The organism is Desulfobacter curvatus DSM 3379, from assembly GCF_000373985.1.
GTDB classification, from domain to species: domain Bacteria; phylum Desulfobacterota; class Desulfobacteria; order Desulfobacterales; family Desulfobacteraceae; genus Desulfobacter; species Desulfobacter curvatus.
Genome location: NZ_KB893037.1, coordinates 1 through 1,291 on the forward strand (window position 1 = coordinate 1; position 1,291 = coordinate 1,291).

At 42.3% G+C, this 1,291-nt stretch carries 3 protein-coding genes; 1 reads left to right on the forward strand and 2 read right to left on the reverse strand.

The genetic code is table 11. The features are described from left to right. Positions 1 to 264: 264 nt before the first annotated feature. Both B147_RS0110235 and B147_RS0110240 read right to left on the reverse strand, forming a co-directional pair. Positions 265 to 618: a type II toxin-antitoxin system PemK/MazF family toxin gene (locus tag B147_RS0110235; protein WP_020587111.1), complete on the reverse strand. Its 354-nt coding sequence runs from the start codon at positions 616 to 618 to the stop codon at positions 265 to 267. Beyond that, entirely contained in the window at positions 618 to 878 is a 261-nt protein-coding gene (locus B147_RS0110240) for an AbrB/MazE/SpoVT family DNA-binding domain-containing protein (RefSeq protein WP_020587112.1), read from the reverse strand. Before B147_RS0110240 ends, B147_RS0110235 begins: the two co-directional genes overlap by 1 nt. A gap of 175 nt (positions 879 to 1,053) precedes the next feature. On the opposite strand from B147_RS0110240, the gene B147_RS32430 reads away from it, so the two are divergent. After that, positions 1,054 to 1,291: hypothetical protein (locus B147_RS32430; RefSeq protein ID WP_211216936.1), on the forward strand; the 238-nt coding region annotated here is incomplete at its 3' end.

Consider the following 1,291-nt stretch of genomic DNA (forward strand, 5'->3'; position numbering starts at 1 on the left):
TCAAAAACATACCTTTATTATTTTGCTGGCTATGTCTATCATTCACTTGATTTGGTAGAAAAACAGCCTGGAAAATCCGGATAAACATAATGGTATCATGTGTCGTCAACAGGCCTGTCAATAATGGCACTCACTTCTTTTTCCAGTGCTCAGGACACCCTCAATCCAGAGGGTGAGCTTTAGTGTTGGAAATGCTCTGGAGTAACAGGAAAGTCTGGGGGGTTTTTTTGATAAAAAAAGGTCCGAACTGGTAAAAGTCCACACCTATTCCGAAACAATAGCCCTTACTTTAGCCAAGGATTCACTTACCGCAGAAGCCGGGGCCTTTTCAGCAAATTTCAAACCTCTTTCCACAAAATCAATTGTCTTGACTTGGTGGCAAAGGACAACTCCAGAAATCTTTTTACCAGTTAGAGCTACTTCAAAACCATGACCTCGAACCCGGCTTGTAACCGGGGCTACTAACGCCAGCAAAGTTTTTTTGTTAAAAACCGCAGGAGAAAGGACCAGGGCCGGCCGATGTCCCATCTGTTCGTGACCGGCTGCAGGGTCAAAGTCTGTCCAGACAAGATCCCCACGTTTAGGAATATATTGCTGTTTTTCCGATTTTTCGGCCATTACCATTCCTTTCCTACAGGCTTGTCATTCAACCATGACCTATCCTCAGCATCTAAGGCAACATCCTTAGGATCACATTGGTCTAAAAGTTCGTCAAGCGTATACTCTTTTCTCTTCTGGATCGGGGTAATAATAATCCTGCCGCCTTTCGCCTCAATGGTAACGGGCTGATCTTTTTCGAGCTGAACCATATCAGCGATTACTTTTGGTATCCTGGCAGCCAAGCTATTGCCCCATTTTTTTATAACCAGTTCTGTCATTTCGTCCTCCCTTGAAAGTTGAAACATTGTATTAACATATTATGGCGCAAAAGAGGATGTGTCAACAAAGTATAAACTCTTTCAAAAATAAAGATTTTTTCTGACATGAGTTACAGGGAGTCCGGGGGGATTTTTACCTGGGAAATGGTCCTTGTTTTGGAGGTAGTCTGCTCTTTTGGAAATATTTTTAGCCGGTCAAAATTTGTTGTCAAAAAAGCGAGCCCTACGAGTTATAGGGTTCACTGACGTCGGATTCAATCTCCTAATTCTTTTTGGGGGAATTGATCGCCTTATCCAAAATCTTGCCGGTCCGGTTAAATACCATTATGTTGCGAGCTGGCCTAACCAACTGAATTTAAAAGCTTTTTCTATCAGGTGCCTTGCAAATCAATATTGTATTGAAATTCAACACG

What these genes read in the sequence shown, in the direction of transcription:
- B147_RS0110235 (WP_020587111.1), bottom strand. Translation starts at nt 618, where the DNA reads ATGGCCGAAAAATCGGAAAAACAGCAATATATTCCTAAACGTGGGGAT.
- B147_RS0110240 (WP_020587112.1), bottom strand. Translation starts at nt 878, where the DNA reads ATGACAGAACTGGTTATAAAAAAATGGGGCAATAGCTTGGCTGCCAGG.